Origin of the sequence: Rhizobium sp. BK112 (genome assembly GCF_014193215.1) — a bacterium.
Classification (GTDB): Bacteria; Pseudomonadota; Alphaproteobacteria; order Rhizobiales; family Rhizobiaceae; genus Rhizobium; species Rhizobium anhuiense.
On sequence record NZ_JACHYZ010000007.1, the window covers coordinates 160,194 to 179,380 of the forward strand.

13 protein-coding genes are annotated in these 19,187 nt (G+C 62.3%); 7 read left to right on the forward strand and 6 right to left on the reverse strand.

Annotated elements, in window-relative coordinates; genetic code table 11:
* Nucleotides 1-166: 166 nt before the first annotated feature.
* Nucleotides 167-1,207: an SPFH domain-containing protein gene (locus FHT75_RS20325; RefSeq protein ID WP_028756669.1), complete on the forward strand. Its 1,041-nt coding sequence runs from the start codon at nt 167-169 to the stop codon at nt 1,205-1,207.
* 3 nt (nt 1,208-1,210) lie between these two features.
* Nucleotides 1,211-1,666 (forward strand): NfeD family protein, encoded by a 456-nt coding sequence (locus tag FHT75_RS20330; protein ID WP_028756670.1) that lies wholly within the window; start codon nt 1,211-1,213, stop codon nt 1,664-1,666.
* 28 nt (nt 1,667-1,694) lie between these two features.
* On the opposite strand, the gene FHT75_RS20335 is transcribed toward FHT75_RS20330, so the two are convergent.
* Entirely contained in the window at nt 1,695-2,690 is a 996-nt protein-coding gene (locus tag FHT75_RS20335) for an SIS domain-containing protein (RefSeq protein ID WP_047616405.1), read from the reverse strand.
* A 143-nt stretch (nt 2,691-2,833) separates the two neighbouring features.
* On the opposite strand from FHT75_RS20335, the gene FHT75_RS20340 reads away from it, so the two are divergent.
* On the forward strand, nt 2,834-4,378 hold the full coding sequence (locus FHT75_RS20340; protein WP_097595161.1) for an outer membrane beta-barrel protein: 1,545 nt from the start codon (nt 2,834-2,836) through the stop codon (nt 4,376-4,378).
* A gap of 60 nt (nt 4,379-4,438) precedes the next feature.
* Here FHT75_RS20340 and galU read toward each other — a convergent pair whose 3' ends face one another.
* Nucleotides 4,439-5,326 (reverse strand): UTP--glucose-1-phosphate uridylyltransferase GalU, encoded by an 888-nt coding sequence (gene galU, locus FHT75_RS20345; RefSeq protein ID WP_003542870.1) that lies wholly within the window; start codon nt 5,324-5,326, stop codon nt 4,439-4,441.
* Nucleotides 5,327-5,530: 204 nt separating this feature from the next.
* Between galU and FHT75_RS20350 the strand changes: the two genes are divergently transcribed.
* Together FHT75_RS20350 and FHT75_RS20355 are read left to right on the forward strand one after the other, a co-directional pair.
* Nucleotides 5,531-6,754: a lytic murein transglycosylase gene (locus FHT75_RS20350; protein ID WP_183845189.1), complete on the forward strand. Its 1,224-nt coding sequence runs from the start codon at nt 5,531-5,533 to the stop codon at nt 6,752-6,754.
* 171 nt (nt 6,755-6,925) lie between these two features.
* Nucleotides 6,926-8,161, forward strand: a complete 1,236-nt coding sequence (locus tag FHT75_RS20355; protein ID WP_028756674.1) for an SGNH family hydrolase — start codon at nt 6,926-6,928, stop codon at nt 8,159-8,161.
* A gap of 445 nt (nt 8,162-8,606) precedes the next feature.
* On the opposite strand, the gene FHT75_RS20360 is transcribed toward FHT75_RS20355, so the two are convergent.
* Nucleotides 8,607-10,061 carry a glutamate synthase subunit beta gene (locus FHT75_RS20360; protein ID WP_028756675.1) on the reverse strand — a complete coding sequence of 485 codons (1,455 nt, stop codon included), beginning with the start codon at nt 10,059-10,061 and terminating at the stop codon, nt 8,607-8,609.
* Between the two features lie 223 nt (nt 10,062-10,284).
* Nucleotides 10,285-15,009 carry a glutamate synthase large subunit gene (gene gltB / locus FHT75_RS20365; RefSeq protein WP_176707375.1) on the reverse strand — a complete coding sequence of 1,575 codons (4,725 nt, stop codon included), beginning with the start codon at nt 15,007-15,009 and terminating at the stop codon, nt 10,285-10,287.
* Between the two features lie 539 nt (nt 15,010-15,548).
* Here gltB and FHT75_RS20370 point away from each other — a divergent pair.
* The gene (locus FHT75_RS20370; protein WP_028755888.1) at nt 15,549-16,601 is read left to right on the forward strand and encodes a threonine aldolase family protein; all 1,053 of its coding nucleotides are present in this window, start codon (nt 15,549-15,551) and stop codon (nt 16,599-16,601) included.
* A gap of 20 nt (nt 16,602-16,621) precedes the next feature.
* Here FHT75_RS20370 and FHT75_RS20375 read toward each other — a convergent pair whose 3' ends face one another.
* Nucleotides 16,622-17,476: a LysR substrate-binding domain-containing protein gene (locus FHT75_RS20375; RefSeq protein WP_028755889.1), complete on the reverse strand. Its 855-nt coding sequence runs from the start codon at nt 17,474-17,476 to the stop codon at nt 16,622-16,624.
* A gap of 91 nt (nt 17,477-17,567) precedes the next feature.
* Here FHT75_RS20375 and FHT75_RS20380 point away from each other — a divergent pair, with 91 nt between their 5' ends.
* On the forward strand, nt 17,568-18,572 hold the full coding sequence (locus tag FHT75_RS20380) for a bile acid:sodium symporter family protein (protein ID WP_028755890.1): 1,005 nt from the start codon (nt 17,568-17,570) through the stop codon (nt 18,570-18,572).
* Nucleotides 18,573-18,701: 129 nt separating this feature from the next.
* On the opposite strand, the gene FHT75_RS20385 is transcribed toward FHT75_RS20380, so the two are convergent.
* Nucleotides 18,702-19,172, reverse strand: a complete 471-nt coding sequence (locus FHT75_RS20385; protein WP_028755891.1) for an Hsp20 family protein — start codon at nt 19,170-19,172, stop codon at nt 18,702-18,704.
* Nucleotides 19,173-19,187: the final 15 nt, after the last annotated feature.

The following is a 19,187-nucleotide window of genomic DNA, read 5'->3' on the forward strand; positions in this document are numbered from 1 at the left end:
AAGCATCGCCGCACGGATAGCTGGCGAAGATCCAAATAACCCAACCGAGAGGAAACCTCCACCTCACACGGATGTGTAGCATCCATACGGCATTTCTTCCTCGCAAAGAACATGCTACCCCACCACATCAGTGTATGGGCGCATGCGCCGATAGGAGGAATTCTTCATGTTGTTCGGCGGCTTCGACATTGTCGTCATCGTGCTGGTCATCTTCGTCATCCTCGTGCTCTTTGCCGGGATCAAGACCGTGCCGCAGGGCTACCGCTATACGATCGAGCGCTTCGGGCGGTATACCCGCACGCTGGAGCCCGGCCTCAACCTGATCACCCCGTTCATCGAGCGCGTCGGCGCCAAGCTGAACGTGATGGAACAGGTGCTGAACGTGCCGACCCAGGAGGTGATCACCAAGGACAATGCCTCGGTTTCGGCGGATGCCGTCTCCTTCTATCAGGTGCTGAACGCCGCCCAGGCCGCCTATCAGGTCTCCAACCTCGAAAACGCCATCCTCAATCTCACCATGACCAATATCCGTTCGGTCATGGGTTCGATGGATCTCGACGAACTGCTTTCCAACCGCGATGCGATCAACGACCGGCTGCTGCGCGTCGTCGACGAGGCCGTGCATCCCTGGGGCATCAAGGTCACCCGCGTCGAGATCAAGGACATCCAGCCGCCGCGCGACCTCGTCGACGCGATGGCCCGCCAGATGAAGGCCGAGCGCGAGAAGCGGGCGCAGGTGCTGGAGGCCGAAGGCTCGCGCAACGCGCAGATCCTCCGAGCCGAAGGCGCCAAGCAATCCGCCATTCTCCAGGCCGAAGGCCAGCGCGAGGCCGCCTTCCGCAACGCAGAAGCCCGCGAACGCCTGGCCGAAGCCGAAGCCAAGGCGACGAAAATGGTCTCCGAGGCGATCGCCGCCGGCGACATCCAGGCGATCAACTATTTCGTTGCGCAGAAATACACCGAAGCGCTCACCTCGATCGGTTCGGCGCCCAATTCCAAGATCGTCATGATGCCGATGGAAGCCTCTTCCATCTTGAGTTCGCTCGGCGGCATCGGCGCCATTGCCCGCGAGGTCTTCGGCGATGCCGGCAACAGCCCGGCAACCCCGCCGCCGCTGCCGCCGCGTCCGCGCCCCGCACCGGCGCGCTCGACGCCGCCGATCAATCCGTCGACTCCCAATCCTTTCAATCCCGATCAGGAGCGATAAGCCATGCTGGCGAAGATCATCGCCGAACTCGGTCCGTGGAGTTGGTGGGTCGCAGGCCTCGTGCTGCTCGCCGCGGAAATGATCGTACCCGGCTTCTTCCTAGTCTGGATCGGCCTTGCCGCCTTGATCGTCGGCGCGCTGTCGCTGCTCTTCTGGGACAGCGCCTTCTGGGTCTGGGAATTGCAGGCGATCCTTTTTGCGCTGCTCGCCGTTGCCACGACCTTCGCCGGCCGGCGGCTGACGCTGCGCAATGCAACGACCGACGAGCCCTTCCTCAATCAGCGCGGCGCGAGCCTCGTCGGCCGCACGGCGACGCTGCACGAACCGATCCGCGAGGGCCGCGGCCGCATCCGCCTCGACGATACGCTATGGCAGGTGATGGGACCGGACCTGCCGGTGGGAACACAGGTGAAGGTGGTTTCAAGCAACGGCCGCGACCTGACGGTCGAGCCCATCTGATCAAACGAGCTTGATCGAACGAGCTTGATCAGGCGACGCCGATGCGCAGCAGGTCGTGGAAATGCACCAGTCCGACCGGCCGGCGGTCGTCGTCGATGACGATCAGCGCGCCGATATGATGCTGGTTGAGCAGCGCCAGCGCCGCGGTCGCCAGTATCGTCGGCTTCACCGTCTTCGGCGTCTTGGTCATGATATCGTCGACCGCGAGCTCGGCCAGATTGCGGGTCAGATTGCGCGCCATATCGCCTTCGGTGACGATACCGCAAAGCCGGCCATCCTCATCCAGCACGCCGACGCAGCCGAAATGCTTGCGCGATAACACCGTGATCGCCTCCGGCATCGGCGTGCCCTTGGCAACGAGCGGCAGCCGCTCGCCGGTATGCATGATATCGGCGACATGCATCAGGCTGGCGCCCAGCTTGCCGCCGGGATGGAAGACATGGAAATCCGTGGCGGTAAAGCCGCGCGCTTCCAGGAGCGCCACTGCCAGCGCGTCGCCGAGCGCAAGCTGCATCAGCGTCGAGGTCGTCGGCGCCAGCCCATTGGGGCAGGCCTCCTGTTCGTTCGGCACAAGAAGGACGATATCGGCGGCGGTCGCCAGCGAGGAACGGTCGCTGCAGGTGATTGCGATCAGCGGAATGGAGAAGCGCCGGGTGAAGGAGATGATGCTCTTGAGCTCGGCGCTCTCGCCGCCTTTGGAAATCGCCAGCACGACATCGTCGCGCTCGATCATGCCGAGGTCGCCGTGATTGGCTTCGGCCGCATGCACGAAAAAGGCAGGTGTCCCGGTTGAAGCGAATGTCGCCGCGAGCTTGGCCCCGATATGGCCGCTCTTGCCGACGCCGGTGACGATGACGCGGCCGGAGATGTCGCCGATGACTTCGACGGCCCGTGTCAGAGGATCGGCCAAGCCATTGTCAAGGGCCCGTTCCAGCGCTTCAAGACCGCGTCTTTCGGTCTCTATCGTGCGTTTTGCCGATTCGAGCACGCTGTTTTCAACGAGGTTTATCGCTCTTCTGTTCATGAAGTTGCGTTAGACCTTTTCACTTTCCAAGTCCACCCCGCACTCTTTCCGAAATGTGAACGGCGCCCGCTGACGGCAACGAATGATTAACCACAAGGCTTTACCTTTGGGTAAGAACCGAAAGCATGTCAGGCGCGAATTGCATGGGCCAGCCAAAACAGACGAGCAGTGTGACGCCGCTCCGCGCCATGAGCCGTGCCGTCTCTTTTGCCGCGTTCGGAGGCCTGATTCTTGCCCAGACGGCAGCCCTTGCGCAGTCCGCCGCACAGCCGGCAGGGATGGCAAACAGCCGCTCCGCGGCCAATCAGGACAAAAGCACCACGAACAACGCCGCCGCCACCGGTTTCGATGACGAGACCGACGGTGCCGCCGCGCCTGCGGCAAATGGTGCGACCGCGAATGCCGACGATGCCCAGCAGAGGCCAGCCATACCGGATGCGCAGGCCGGCGACGACATTACCGGCTCCATCCTCGACGAGGACATACGCCGGCTGAACACCCGCGAAGCGCCGCTCGACGAGACGCTGCCGCGCCGCAGGGCTGCCACAAGCGCCTCGACGGAGGAAACGCCGGGAATCCCGATCGGCACGTTCGTGCTCCGCCCGAGCGTCACCCAGAGCATCAACACCGAGACCACCAAGGACGGCAATACCCGACAGCGGCGCGCCTTTTTCGAAACAGACGCGGCAGCGACCTTGACCTCCGACTGGGGCCGCCATCAACTGTCCGTAACCTCGGAAGGTGCCTATCAGAGGAATATCAGTGGCGAGGGCGAAGAACAGCCCTCCTTCAAGATCAACAGCGACCTCAGGCTCGATCTTCCCGACGACACCACGGCGCACCTGACCGCCGGTTACAATTTCTACCGCGAGGATACGGACGATCCCGACGCCATCGCCAATGCCGCGCAGCAGTCTGATGTACAGGAATTTTCGGCCGGCGCCTCCGTCCAGCGCGATTTCGGCATTCTACGCGGGACGACGGCCCTTGCCATGACCCGCTCGATTTATTCGGATGCCAAGCTTTCGAACGGCACGACCGTCACCCTCAGCGATCGCGACCAGACGACGGGTACGCTGCGCGGCCGCGTCGGCTACGAGCTGTCCCCCGCGCTCATCCCCTTCATCGAAGCCAACATCGGCCGCACGATCTATGACGAAACGCGCGACTCGGCCGGCTATGAGCGCTCGGGGCACAGCTATGGCGCCAAGGTGGGCGTCGAAGTCGATCTCGGCGAGAAACTGAAGGGTGAAGTCGGCGTCGGTTACGAGCAGGCCGATTTCGAAGACAGCCGCCTGTCCTCGATCGATACGGCGACACTCGATGCAAGCCTGCTCTGGTCGCCGATCCGCGGAACCGACGTCAATTTCGACCTGCAAACCAGCATTCAGCCCTCAACGACTGCCGGTGAGAGCGGCTACGTCTCGCACGCACTGACGACGACGCTCACCCACCAGCTGCGCGACAATCTGGTCGGGACGATGATCGGCGGGGTAATATGGCGCGACTATCCCACGGATAGCACCATCAACGACGAGCTCGTCTATACCGCCGCGACCGGCCTGACCTGGAACATCAACCGCTATCTCGATTTGACCAGCACGCTCGGCTACGAGCTGACGACGCGCAAGGAAGGCACCGACTCGCAGCAATTTCGTGCCGGCGTCGGCCTCAAGCTGAAACGTTAAACGCCGCGCATCCAGCCCGGATGCGCGGCGTTCTGTCACTTCATAATCCAGGCGTAGCCCTTACTTCAGGCCGGCAAGCAATTCCCTGAAGCCGCCTTCGACGGAGGGACGAATATCGGCGCGTTCGAGAGCGAAGGCGACGTTTGCCAGGATGAAGCCGTCCTTGGCGCCGCAGTCGTAGGTCGCGCCGCGGAAGTGGTAACCGGCGAAATCCTGTTCCTTCAGCAGCTTCAGCATGCCGTCGGTGAGCTGGATCTCGTTGCCGGCGCCGCGCTCCTGGGTTTCGAGGATCTTGAAGATCTCCGGCTGCAGGATGTAGCGGCCGTTGATGAAGAAGTTGGAAGGTGCCGTCCCCTTGGCAGGCTTTTCCACCATGCCGGTGATGCGGAAGCCGTCACCGATCGCTTCGCCGACGCCGACGATGCCGTATTTATGCGCCTGGTCGGGCGCGCATTCCTCGACGGCGATGATATTGCCGCCGCTCTGGGCGTAAAGGTCGATCATGCCCTTCATGCAGCCCTTGTCGCCCTTCATGATCATATCGGGCAGCAGCAATGCGAAGGGCTCGTCGCCGACGATCTCGCGGGCGCACCACACGGCGTGGCCGAGGCCGAGCGGCTCCTGCTGTCGGGTGAAGCTCACCGTGCCGGCCTTCGGCAATTGCTGGGCCAGAAGGGTGATCTCCGCCTTCTTGGCGCGCTCGCGCAGCGTCTGTTCCAGCTCGAAATGGATGTCGAAATAGTCTTCGATGACGTGCTTATTGCGTCCGGTGACGAACACCAGATGTTCGATCCCGGCCTCGATCGCCTCATCGACGACATACTGAATGATTGGCTTGTCGACGACGGTCAACATTTCCTTCGGAACAGCCTTTGTCGCCGGCAGGAATCGCGTCCCCAATCCGGCCACCGGAAATACTGCTTTACGAACTTTGTTGTGTTGAGCCACACCGGCCTCCTGCTTCGATCATATCGCTTTGGAAATAGGGCTTTTTAGCCTTAACTAGTATAGAATTGCTACTGTTTTGCAATGGTGACCGCAGCGGTTCGCTATGGTAAAGAATTTGTTGACTCCGTTCCTGTAGTCTTGGTTCTGGCGCGGACATGATGCCTCGCTGTCCCCGGAAACTGAAGATGACGGATACGACTGTCGATGACCCAGAATCACAAAAACTCCCTTCGTGGTCTTGCTCTCGCCCTCATTGTCGCCGCCCAGGTGGGGCTGGTCCCCGACAACGCTAGAGCTGATTCCCGGTTCCAGAAATGGATCGCGGATTTTTACCAAACAGCCGCTCAGAGTGGCATCAGTAAGGCAACTTATCAAAAGGCCTTTTCCGGGGTGAGCGAGCCTGATCCGACCGTGCTCGAAAAGGCCGCCTATCAGCCGGAATTCACCTCGAAGATCTGGGACTATGTCGATTCCCGCGTCAATCCCTACACGGTCAAGATCGGCCGCGAGATGGCCGCCAAACACGCAAGAACACTCGATGCGATCGAGCGGCGATTCGGCGTCGACAAGACCATTCTGCTCGCCATCTGGTCGATGGAATCGAATTACGGCGCGATTCTCGACAAGGACGACCGGCTGCACTATGTGCCGCGCGCGCTGGCAACGCTGGCCTATGCCGATCCGAGCCGCGCCAAATTCGCTAAGAAGCAGCTGGTCGCCGCGCTGAAGATCCTGCAGAACGGTGACGTGCCGGCTCGCGAAATGACCGGCTCCTGGGCCGGCGCCATGGGCCACACCCAGTTCATCCCGACAAGCTACCTGCTTTATGCCGTCGATGCCGACGGCAACGGCCATCGCGATATCTGGAACTCGGTGCCGGATGCGCTGGCGACTTCGGCCAATCTCCTGATGAAGAACGGCTGGGACACCGGCAAGACCTGGGGCTACGAGGTCGTCGTTCCCGCGGACGCGGCCAAGCAGGCCGGCAAGACCCATACGCTGGCCCAATGGGCAGCGCTCGGCCTGACACGCCCGAACGGCAAGGCCTTCCGCGACGGCGGCACCAAAGCCATGCTGAAGATGCCGGCCGGAGCCGGTGGCCCCGGCTTCGTGATGACCGCCAACTTCTTCACCATCAAGAACTACAATGCCTCGGACAGCTATGCGCTTGCCGTCGGCCTGCTGGCCGACCAGATCGCCGGCTACGGCGGCATGCAGCAGCGCTGGCCGCGCCCGGACGGCGCCCTTGATATCACTGAGAAATTCGAGCTGCAAACGCGTCTGAAGACACTCGGCTATTACAATGGCGAGGTCGACGGCAATTTCGGCTCGGGTTCGAAGGCGGCGATATCAGCCGTGCAGGAGCGCATCGGCATGCAGCCGGACGGCGAGCCCTCCTTGCCGCTTCTGAACGCGCTGCGTCGCTAGATCGGGATGATCCCGGCCGAATCCGCCGGGAAGCTGAACCCGCATTTGGATCAAGAAAGTAGGGCATGACACCGCCCGAAAACCACACACACTTTTCGGCATGCTGCTCTACAACAGCCAGAACCTTGACCTAGATAGCGAGAGTGGACGCTGGCCTACCCCACGTGCAAGATGCCGGCAGATGCGGAACTGCCCATGACGAAGAAAACTGATCGCACCCCAATCCGTTGGCTCATGCTCGCCTTGACGGCGGCTTCGCTATTCGTTGGCGCGCTTGCGCCGATGCAGGTTGCCGAAGCCCAGGAGCAGCGCTACCAGCGCCGGTCGATCCTCGATTTCCTCCTCGGCCGGCGCTATCTCGACGACGCACCGCAGGCGCCTGATGTCCAGCAGCCGAGACGCCAGCAGCGCAAGCGCCCGCCGGCGCAGAAAGCCATCGTCAATACCCGCACCGCGCCGCCGGTCCGCGCTCCCGTGCAGGAGGAGCCGGCGGTGCAGAAGCTCGGCGACGCCCGTAAGATCCTGATCGTCGGCGATTTCCTGGCGAGCGGCCTCGGCGACGGCCTCACCGCCGCCTTCGAGACCTCGCCCGGCGTCGTCGTCGAAGCCCGCGGCAACGTCTCCTCGGGCCTGGTTCGTGACGATTATTACGACTGGCCGGCACAGCTGCCGAAGATGATCGACGAGCTGAAGCCGGCGATGGTCGTCGTCATGATCGGCGCCAACGACCGCCAGCAGATGGTGACCGACACCGCCAAGGAAAAATTCCGCACCGATGGCTGGTTTACCGAATATCGCCGCCGTGTCCTTTCCTTCGGCAAGGAGGTCACCGCCCGCAAGATCCCGCTGCTCTGGGTCGGCCTTCCCGCTTTCCAGTCCGATTCGATGACGGCCGATGCCGTCCAGATGAATCAGCTTTACCGCAACCAGGTTGAAAGCATCGGCGGCGAATTCGTCGACATCTGGGATGGTTTCGTCGACGAAAACGGCACCTTCATCGTCACTGGTTCGGATGTGAACGGCCAGCAGGTGCGCCTGCGCACCTCCGACGGCATTAATCTTACGCAAGCCGGCCGGCGAAAGCTCGCCTTCTATGTGGAAAAGCCGGCCCGGCGTCTTCTCGGCACCCAGGCAAGCCCCGACCTAATTCGCCTCGACTCCAGCAATCTGCCCGGCCTCGGCCTCCCCGCCAATCCGGTCGAACATACCGTGCCGATCAGCCTCTCCGATCCCAATCTCGACGGCGGCGCCGAGCTTCTCGGCGCCAGGCCGCCGCCTGTGGCTTTGACGCGGTCGCCGCGCGACCTCCTGGTCGAGCAAGGCGAAATGACGCCAGCACCTCCCGGCCGCGTTGACGATTACCGCCTGCCTGCCGCAAAGGCGCCGGCCGAAGTCTCGGTCAAATAAAGAGACCGCCCGCTCTGCTGCGCTGGATCAGCGATCAATCGCGGCGGGCGGCATTGTGCTTGCGGTTACAAGCTGCTCTTCGGCGAGCATAAAAGCACATCTCCTGCGTAACAGCGTCCTGCAATTCGGCTAGCTCTAGATCGTAGATCAGTCGGCAACGCGCTGTGCGTGAAGCAGCCTTTCGCTCCCTTCCCGTCTAGGTCGCCGCCTACGGCCAGCTCAAATAATAATGGTTGGAGCCGATAGGCCGAAGAAGGCATCGCTGTCGTCCGTCTGAAGTCGATCCGGCTGCTGACATCGATATCCTTGCCGTTGTCCGAGCTTTGCGGCACGGTTTCTGTGGCAAGCGGTCGCATCACGTCCTGGCGGACGCGCGGCGCTCCATGAAAAAACTCCGCCGAAAGGGCGGAGTTCTTGTCTTCTTGAAGGTGCGAGCGGCCGGCGGTCAGTTCGGCAGGACGGTCGAGCCCATCAATGCCTCGTCGATCGCGCGCGCCGCCTGGCGGCCTTCACGGATCGCCCAGACCACCAGCGACTGACCGCGGCGCACGTCGCCGGCCGTCCAGAACTTGTCGATCGACGTCTTGTAGTCGCGGTCGTTGGCGACGACGTTGGTCGAGCCGCGCTTGTCGGTGTTGAGCGTCAGCTTGCCTTCGAGTTCCTTCAGCACGCTTGATGTGAACGGGCCGCGGAAACCGATGGCGATGAAGGCGAGATCGGCCCGGATGACGAATTCCGTGCCCGGAACCGGCCGCCGGCGCTCATCGACCTCGCAGCACTTGACGCCGGTCAGCACGCCGTCTTCGCCGACGAACTCGAGGGTGGCTACCTGGAATTCCCGCACGGCGCCTTCGGCCTGCGAGGAGGAGGTGCGCATCTTCGTCGCCCAGAACGGCCAGACGGCAAGCTTGTCTTCCTTCTCCGGCGGCTGCGGCCGGATGTCGAGCTGGGTAACCTTGACGGCTCCCTGGCGGAACGCCGTGCCGACGCAGTCCGAAGCCGTATCGCCGCCGCCGACGACGACGATATGTTTGGCGCCGGCAAGGATCGGGTCCGATGGCCAGCCGACGCTGTCGATGTTCTCGCGACCGACGCGACGGTTCTGCTGGACGAGATAGGGCATCGCATCGTGGACGCCCGCAAGCTCGGTGCCGGGAATGCCCGCCTCGCGCGGCGTCTCGGAGCCGCCGCAGTAAAGAACGGCGTCATGATCGGCGAGTAGCTGCTCGACCTTGACATCGACGCCGACATTGACGCCGCAATGGAAGGTGACGCCCTCGCCCTTCATCTGCTCGACGCGGCGGTCGATGAAGTTCTTCTCCATCTTGAAATCGGGGATGCCGTAGCGCAGCAGCCCGCCCGGCTTTGTCTCGCGCTCGTAGACATGCACCTCGTGGCCGGCGCGGCCGAGCTGCTGGGCGGCCGCCATGCCGGCGGGGCCGGAGCCGATGACGGCGACCTTCTTGCCGGTATGCACCGTCGCCGGCTGCGGCCGGATGAAGCCGAGCTCATAGGCCTTGTCGGCGATCGCCTGTTCGACCGTCTTGATGGCAACAGGCGCATCCTCGAGATTCAGCGTGCAGGCTTCCTCGCAGGGTGCCGGGCAGACGCGGCCGGTGAACTCAGGGAAGTTGTTGGTCGAATGCAGGTTCTGGATCGCCGCTTCCCAGTTGTTGTTGTAGACGAGGTCGTTCCAATCGGGAATCTGGTTGTGAACCGGGCATCCGGTCGGGCCGTGACAATAGGGGATGCCACAGTCCATGCAGCGCGCGGCCTGTTTCTGCACTTCCGGGTCCGACATCGGGATCGTGAACTCGCGGAAATGACGGATACGATCCGACGCCGGCTGATACTTCGCTACCTGCCGGTCGATTTCCAGAAACCCTGTTACCTTACCCATGCTTTCGTCCCTTACCCTCATGACCGCCTCACCGCAGCCAATCTGTCTATCGTCAGTCCCGGTATCCGGGGCAAGTTGCTTCTCTTGACCGTCATTGGCGCATATCCCCTGGAAGACATCCGTACGATCTGGACAGGTTTCGCTGCCGGCATGATCGGAGTCATCGAGATATTTTCGTCATCCGTCACCTGCGGTCAGCAGGTGACGGATGTCCCAGTGCAAATCATTCCGCGGCGATGCCCATCCGGCTGCGCTCCATTTCCTCGAGCGCACGGCGGTATTCGACCGGCATGACCTTGCGGAACTTCGGACGGTAGTCGGCCCAGCTGTCGAGGATCTGCTTGGCGCGGGTCGAACCCGTATAGTGCAGATGGTTGGAGATCAGCTGGTAGAGGCGCTCCTCGTCGTGGCGCGTCATGTCGCCGGAAACGTCGACACGTCCCTTGTGCATGAGATCGCCGCCGTGATGATGCAGCTTCTCCAGCATGTCGTCCTCCTCGGGCACCGGCTCGAGTTCGACCATCGCCATGTTGCAGCGGCTGGCGAAATCGCCGGTTTCATCGAGCACATAGGCAACACCGCCGGACATGCCGGCCGCGAAGTTACGGCCCGTGGCGCCAAGCACGACGACGACGCCGCCGGTCATATATTCGCAGCCATGGTCGCCGACACCCTCAACGATGGCGATCGCACCCGAATTGCGCACGGCGAAACGTTCGCCCGCAACACCCCGGAAGTAGCATTCGCCCTCGGTCGCACCGTAAAGCACGGTGTTGCCGACGATGATCGAGTTCTCGGCCACGATCCGTGAATTCTCCGGCGGCCGGATGATGATCTTGCCGCCCGAAAGCCCCTTGCCGACATAGTCGTTGCCGTCGCCGATCAGGTTGAAGGTGACGCCACGCGCCAGGAAGGCGCCGAAGCTCTGCCCCGCCGTACCGCGAAGTGTGACATTGATCGTGTCTTCCTTCAGCCCGCGATGGCGGAAGCGCTTGGCGACCTCGCCGGAGAGCATCGCGCCCGCCGAACGGTCGACGTTCTTGATGCCGACCTCGAAGGCAACGGGTGTCTTGGCGGTCAGCGCCGGCTGTGCCTGCTCGATCAGCACGCGGTCGAGAATATCGTCGATCGGGTGCTGCTGCCGGCTCGTCCAGAAGGTCTCTTCCTTGGCGGCATCGACCTTATGGAAGATGCGGCTGAAGTCGAGGCCCTTGGCCTTCCAGTGCGCCAGCATCTCGTCCTTCTCCAACAGCTCCGAAGCGCCGATGATCTCGTCGAGCCGGGTAAAGCCGAGCGAGGCGAGAATTTCGCGCACTTCGTTGGCGACGAAGAAGAAGTAGTTGATGACGTGCTCCGGCGTGCCCTTGAAGCGCTTGCGCAGCACCGGATCCTGGGTTGCCACGCCCACCGGACAGGTGTTGAGATGGCACTTGCGCATCATGATGCAGCCAGCCGCGATCAGCGGCGCGGTGGCGAAGCCGAACTCGTCAGCGCCGAGCAGCGCCCCGATGATGACGTCGCGGCCGGTCTTCAACCCGCCGTCCACCTGCAATGCGACACGCGAGCGCAAGCCGTTCAGCACCAACGTCTGCTGGGTCTCGGCAAGGCCGATTTCCCAGGGGCTGCCGGCATGCTTGAGCGAAGTCAGCGGCGATGCACCCGTGCCGCCATCGAAGCCGGCGACCGTGATATGGTCGGCACGCGCTTTGGCGACGCCGGCGGCGACCGTGCCGACGCCGACTTCGGAGACGAGCTTGACCGAGACATCCGAGGTCGGATTGACGTTCTTTAGATCGTAGATCAGCTGCGCCAGATCTTCGATGGAATAGATGTCGTGGTGCGGCGGCGGCGAAATCAGGCCGACACCCGGCGTCGAGTGGCGGGTCTTGGCAACCGTCGCGTCAACCTTGTGACCCGGCAGCTGGCCGCCTTCGCCAGGCTTGGCGCCTTGCGCCACCTTGATCTGCAGCACGTCGGCATTGACGAGATATTCGGTGGTGACGCCGAAGCGGCCCGAGGCAATCTGCTTGATCGCCGAACGTTCCGGGTTCATCGAACCGTCGGCCAGCGGCATGTAGCGGTCGGATTCCTCGCCGCCCTCGCCGGTGTTCGACTTGCCGCCGATCCGGTTCATGGCGATCGCCAACGTCGTATGCGCCTCCCTGGAGATCGAGCCGAAGGACATCGCTCCCGTCGAGAAACGCCTGACGATATCGGCCGCCGGCTCGACCTCGTCGATCGAAACCGGCGTGCGGCCGAGCGCCTCGGCGCTCTTCATCCTGAAGAGGCCGCGGATCGTGTTCATGCGCAGCGCTGAATTGTTCACCATCTCGGCGAATTCGCGGTAGCGATCCTCGGCATTGCCGCGCACCGCATGCTGAAGGGCAGCGACTGCATCCGGCGTCCAGGCGTGGCTTTCGCCGCGCATGCGGTAGGCATATTCGCCGCCGATGTCGAGCGTCGTCGCAAGAAGCGGATCCTTGCCGAAGGCCGAGTTATGGCGGGCGACGGTTTCGGCGGCAATCGCCTCGAGGCCGACACCTTCGATCATCGTCGCGGTCCCGAAGAAATATTTGTCGATGAGTTCCGACTGCAGGCCGATCGCATCGAAGATCTGCGCCCCGCAATAGGATTGATAGGTCGAGATACCCATCTTCGACATGACCTTGAGGATGCCTTTGCCGACCGCCTTGATGTAGCGGTAGACGATTTCGGAAGCATCCACTTCCTTCGGGAATTCGCCCTTGGCATGCATGTCGAGCAGCGTGTCGAAGGCGAGATAGGGGTTGATTGCCTCGGCGCCGTAGCCGGCGAGCAGGCAGAAATGATGCACTTCGCGCGGTTCGCCGGTCTCGACGACGAGACCGACCGAGGTGCGGAGCCCCTTGCGGATCAGGTGATGGTGTACGGCCGCCGTCGCCAGCAGCGCCGGAATGGCGATCCGGTCCGGGCCAATCTGGCGGTCGGAGAGCACGATGATGTTGTAGCCGCCCTTGACGGCCGCTTCCGCGCGCTCGCAGAGTCGGTCGAGCATCTCCGGCATGCCTTCGGCGCCACGCTCGATATCATAGGTGAAATCAAGCGTCTTAGTGTCGAAACGATCTTCCGTATGGCCGATCGAGCGGATCTTCTCGAGATCGCCGTTGGTCAGGATCGGCTGACGCACTTCAAGCCGCTTGGCGTTCGCCGCGCCCTCGTGGTCGAGAATGTTCGGCCGCGGCCCGATGAAGGACACCAGGCTCATGACCAGTTCCTCGCGGATCGGGTCGATCGGCGGGTTGGTCACCTGCGCGAAGTTCTGCTTGAAATAAGTGTAGAGCAGCTTCGGCTTTTCCGACATCGCCGAGATCGGCGTATCCGTGCCCATCGAGCCGATCGCCTCCTGGCCCGTCGTCGCCATCGGCGACATCAGGATGCGAGTATCCTCGAGCGTGTAGCCGAAGGCCTGCTGGCGATCGAGCAACGACACGTCGCGGCGCAGCGCCCGTGGCTCCACCGGCTTCAGATCTTCGAGGATGAGCTGGGTGCGGTTCAGCCAGCTGCGATAGGGATGCGCCGTCGCCAGCTGCGACTTCACCTCGTCGTCGGAGATGATGCGGCCTTCCTCCATGTCAATCAGCAGCATCTTGCCCGGCTGCAGGCGCCACTTCTGGATGATCTTCTCTTCCGGAACCGGCAGCACGCCGGCTTCGGACGCCATGATGACGCGGTCGTCATCGGTGACGAGGTAGCGCGCCGGCCGCAGGCCGTTGCGGTCGAGCGTAGCACCGATCTGCTTGCCATCGGTGAAGGCCACGGCAGCCGGACCGTCCCAGGGCTCCATCAGAGCGGCATGATATTCGTAGAACGCCTTGCGGTCGGCCGCCATCGATTGGTTGCCGGCCCAGGCTTCCGGGATCAGCATCATCACCGCATGTGCCATCGAATAACCGCCGCGCACCAGGAATTCGAGCGCGTTGTCGAAACAGGCCGTATCCGACTGACCCTCATAGGAAATCGGCCAGAGCTTGGAAATGTCCTCACCGAACAGCGGCGAGGAGACCGACGCCTGGCGCGCCGCCATCCAGTTGACGTTGCCGCGCAGCGTGTTGATCTCGCCGTTATGGGCGACCATGCGGTAGGGATGCGCGAGCTTCCACGACGGGAAGGTGTTGGTCGAGAAACGCTGGTGCACCAGGGCGACCGCGCTTTCGAAGCGCGGATCCGACAGGTCCTTGTAATAGACGCCGACCTGATAGGCCAGGAACATGCCCTTGTAGACCACCGTCGCCGACGACAGCGACACCGGATAGAAATTGCTCTCCTCGCCGTCGAACTCATCATAGATACGGTTGGAGATCACCTTGCGCAGCGTGAACAGCCGGCGCTCGAACTCGTCGTTGTTTTCGGCATCCTCGCCGGCGCCGATGAAGACCTGCACATGATGCGGCTCGGTTGCGGCAATCGCCGGCGCCTTGGAGAGCGAGGAATTGTCGACCGGCACGTCGCGAAAGCCGATGAAGACCTGGCCTTCCTCGGTGATGACGTCTTGGATCACCTTCTTGAAGTGCTCGATCTGCTTTTCATCGCGCGGCATGAAGATATGGCCGACGCCATATTCGCCGATCGGCGGCAGGGTGATGCCCTGCTCGGCCATCTCCTCGCGGAAGAAACGGTCGGGGATCTGCACCAGGATGCCGGCGCCGTCACCCATCAGCGGATCGGCGCCGACGGCGCCGCGATGCGTCAGGTTCTCGAGGATGAACAGGCCGTCCTTGACGATCTGGTGCGACTTCTGGCCCTTCATATGCGCGACGAAGCCGACGCCGCAGGCATCGTGTTCGTTGCGCGGATCGTAGAGGCCCTGTTTCTTCGGCAGGCCGGAGGCGGATGTGGAGATATTGGCCGTCGCGCGCACCTCGGCAGCAGCAAACCGGTCAAATTCCATGGATGGCGTCTTCGTCATCATCTTTCCTCCTGTCGAAGCCCGCGGGGCCGCGGGCGGCTTTTCGTCATGCGCCGCAACCCGAAGATAGGTTCGGCGCGTGACAGCGCTGTTGCAGTGTGAAGATCGGCCGCAGACATCTGCTTCAAAGGAAAGCAAACCGTCGCGTTCCGCGCCTGCCATTCGCCTCCGCGCGCCGCCGGCAAGGCTTTGACGCTCGGAAGAACTATAGCGTGAAAGCCGGTCTGTTCCAGGGCTTTCGGCGCCTCTTCGGCCACAAAGGCCAAAATAGGACAGCAACACTGTCCTAATTCATCAGTTCTATGCCAGAAAGCATTCGGCTCCGCAAGAGCGCTCTGTCAAAAAACATCAATTTGCGACTGAAGATTGCCAGATCAGTCGGCATGGCGAAATAAAATTACGCAAAGCCACACTATTTTGTTTATTGATTGCGTAGTTCAATTTCTGTGATGTGTCACGGGCGACAACCTTGATCCTGTGAAGCTTTGGCGTAATGTCCGCTGCGGACTTGCCAACCTTATCCTTCCCCAACGGTTTCCCCCATGTTCTTTGCTTCCGATAACTGGGCCGGCGCCCATCAATCCATTGCCGAACGTCTGCTGACGGAATCGGCCGGTTTTGCCGCCGCCTATGGCGCCGGCGACCTCGACAGGAAGGTCGAAGCCCGCTTTTCCGAGATTTTCGAACGCGAGGTTTCGGTCTTTTTCGTCGCCACCGGCACGGCCGCCAACTCGCTGTCGCTGGCAAGCGTCCAGCGCCCCGGCGGCATCACCTTCTGCCATTCGGAAGCCCATGTGATCGAGGATGAATGCGGCGCGCCGGAATTCTTCTCCGGCTCCGCCCGCCTCGTTGCCGTCGACGGCGAAGCCGGCAAGATCGATCCGGCCGGGCTCTCGGCAAAGATCGCGCATTATCCCGAAGACGCCCTCCGTCATGGCCGCGCCAGCGCGGTGACGATCACCCAGGCAACCGAGATCGGCACCGTCTATTCGCTGCCGGAGATCGGCGAGATCGCCGCCATATCAAAAAAACGCAATCTGCCGCTCCATATGGATGGCGCCCGCTTCGCCAATGCGCTGATCGCGCTCGGCGCCACCCCGGCCGAAATGACCTGGAAGCGCGGCGTCGACATGCTCTCCTTCGGCGGCACCAAGAATGGTTGCTGGTGTGCGGAAGCGATCGTCTTCTTCAATCCGGATCAGGCCCGGGAAATGCCCTTCATCCGCAAGCGCGCCGCCCAGCTCTTTTCCAAGTCGCGCTTCATCGCCGCCCAGTTCGATGCCTATTTCGAAAACGGTCTCTGGCTCGATCTCGCCCGCCATTCGAACGGCATGGCCGACGGGCTGCGCGCCGGCATCAGAGACAGCAACGCCGCCCGCCTCGCCTGGCCGACCGCCTCCAACGAAGTCTTTGCCGTTATCAGCAAAAGCGCTGCGAAAACCGCGGAGGAAAAGGGCGCGAAATTCTACGAATGGCCGGTTCCGGCGGCAACGCCCGAGCTCGTTTCCGAAAGCGAAATCCTGATCCGTCTCGTCACCAGCTTCGCGACGACGGAAGCGGATGTGGATGGTTTCCTGAAGTGCCTGGTTGCCTGATTGCCCCGATTGGCAATGCTTCACGCCGATTTCAGTCCCCTCACCTTTTGCAGAATATCGTCGGAAAGTGCTGAGACCAGCGCCTGATCCGCTCCCTTGCGCGGCACCAGCACGAATTCGACGTCCTCTAGCGCCGGAAGTTTTCCCGCAGCAATCTCCTTCAGGCCTGATGGTGCCATGCTGCGCGGCTGCACCAGCACGCCCATCCCGGCCCGCGCCGCCGCCGTCAACCCACTCAGGCTGCCGCAGGTGCAGACGATCCGCCACGGCACGCCGTTTCGCCCGAGCGCTTCCAGGGCGATCACCCGTGTGACGCTCGGCGGCGGAAAGGCGATCAGAGGCAGAGGGCCGGAGGCGAGCACGCGCTCGGGATCGCGCGCCAGCCAGACGAGCGGCTCGCGATAGACGAGTTTTCCGCGTGCATCGCCGAGCCGGCGCTTGGCGAGCACCAAATCGATCTCACCATTATCCTGCATCTCGTAGAGAACGCCTGATAGCGCCACCGTCAGTTCCAGATCGACGGAGGGATGCGAACGAACGAAATCTTCCAGCACCGCCGGCAACTGGCTGGTGACAAAGTCCTCCGACACGCCGAGCCGCAGGCTGCCGCGCAGGCTGTGGCTCTTAAACAATGACTGCACCTGCCCCTCGATCGAAAGCATGGCGCGCGCATGCGAGAGCAACGCCTCGCCATCGCCGGTCAGCATCACCTTATGCGTGTCGCGCGCCAGCAGCTTGCGCCCCAGGGCCGTCTCCAGCCGCTGGATATGCTGGCTGACCGTCGATTGCCCCAAGCCAAGCCTCTCCGCAGCAAGGGTGAAACTGCCCATCTGTTCGACGGCGACGAAACTGCGCAATTGCGAAAGGTCCAGCATGATCCAGATTCTCGATAACTGTTATTTCTTGCATCCTGGATCATAATGGACGACAGAACAACGACTGTTTTTATCACGCCGCGAGACCGCCATGCGCCGCTTTCTGCCCGATACATTCACCATCCTGCTCGTCTGCACCGTCATCCTCGCCTCCTTGTTTCCGGCGAGCGGCACATTCGCGGATTATTTCGGCATCGCCACCGATCTTGCCATCGCCCTGCTGTTCTTCCTGCATGGCGCCCGCCTCTCGCGCGACGTCGTCATAGCAGGCCTGCTGCACTGGCGGCTGCATCTCGTCATCCTGCTGACGACCTTCGGCATCTTCCCGCTGCTCGGGATGGCGCTCGGACTGATCCCGGACACGATCCTGCCGCAGCCGCTTTATCTCGGCATTCTCTTCCTCTGCGTGCTGCCATCGACGGTGCAGTCGTCGATCGCCTTCACCTCGATGGCCGGCGGCAATGTGCCTGCCGCCATCTGCTCGGCCTCGGCGTCCAACATCTTCGGCATGTTCCTGACACCGCTGCTCGTCGGCTTGCTGTTTTCCGTCGGCGGCCATGGCGGCTTCTCTTTCGACGCCTTGGAGCAGATCCTGCTGCAGCTGCTTGCCCCCTTCATCGTCGGCCAGATCCTGCAGCCCTGGATCGGCGACTGGATCCGCGCCAAGAAGAAGATCCTGATGCCTGTCGACCGCGGCTCGATCCTGATGGTCGTCTATCTCGCCTTCAGCACGGCGGTGGTCGAAGGCCTGTGGCACACTTTCTCGATCGCCGATATCGCCGTCGTCATCGCAGCCGACATCGTGCTGTTGGCACTTGTTCTTGTTTTGACGATGTTCGGCAGCCGCTGGCTCGGTTTCAACAAGCCCGACCAGATTACCATCACCTTCTGCGGCTCGAAGAAGAGCCTTGCCAGCGGCGTGCCGATGGCAAATGTCATCTTCGCCGGCCAGTCGATCGGCGCGATCGTGCTGCCGCTGATGCTCTTCCACCAGATCCAGCTGATGGTCTGCGCCGTCATCGCCCAGAAATACGCCGCCGCCGCGGCCCGCCGCGCAACGGAAAAGGAAATGGACGAGGCAGCCAGCCCGGCATAGAGCAGGTCGCGCAAAAATAAGGAGCTAAAGCGCGAGGAGCGAATCTGAAGGATCGCGGCGCGCTTTGGGCGACAAATAAAAAACGGCGCCCCGATGGGAGCGCCGTCCGTTTTACCCGTAAGGGATCGATCAGCCGTTGATGATCTGCGCTTCGATGGCCCTCGGAGCCTCAACCGGTTCTGCGGCAATCGCGATCTTGCGGGGCTTCATGGCCTCGGGAATATTGCGCAGAAGGTCGATGTGCAGCAGGCCGTTCTTCAGCGAAGCGGCAGTCACCTCGACATGGTCGGCAAGCTGGAAGCGGCGCTCGAAGGCGCGCTTGGCAATGCCGCGATAGAGGAATTCGCCACCTTCGGCAGGTTCCTCGTTCTTTTCGCCCTTCACGGACAGAACATGGGCATGGGCTTCGATCGAAAGTTCGGTCTCGTCGAAACCGGCGACCGCCATGGTGATGCGATAGGTGTTTTCACCGGTGCGCTCGATATTATAGGGCGGATAGGTCTGCGCCTGCTCCGGCTGGGCAAGGCTGTCGAGCATGGTGAAGAGCCGGTCGAAACCGACGGTCGAACGATAAAGGGGAGAGAAGTCTACGTGACGCATGATGTCCTCCTGTGG